Origin of the sequence: Pseudoalteromonas sp. 78C3 (assembly GCF_002836695.1) — a bacterium.
GTDB lineage: Bacteria > Pseudomonadota > Gammaproteobacteria > Enterobacterales > Alteromonadaceae > Pseudoalteromonas > Pseudoalteromonas arctica.
Map to the genome: position 1 here is coordinate 1 of NZ_PJAV01000065.1, position 236 is coordinate 236.

General features: G+C 40.3%; 1 protein-coding gene. It reads left to right on the top strand.

The window, feature by feature from the left end:
- A partial coding sequence (locus CXF76_RS00840) for a multicopper oxidase domain-containing protein (protein WP_157823331.1) occupies positions 1-192 on the top strand: 192 nt, incomplete at its 5' end.
- Positions 193-236 lie beyond the last annotated feature (44 nt).

Genomic DNA, 236 nt, shown 5'->3' on the forward strand with positions numbered 1-236 from the left:
TTGCATGGTATGTGGAGTGATTTAGAAAACGAGCAAGGTGATGTGCAAGTGCGACGTCATACGATACCTGTTCAACCCGCACAAAGAATCAGCTTTTTAACCACCCCTCACGATGTAGGTCGCTGGGCTTGGCATTGCCATTTATTATTCCATATGGATGCCGGTATGTTTAGAGAGGTAGTCGTATCATGAAACAATTAAAACTATCTAAATCATTAGGTTTATTAATGTTAACA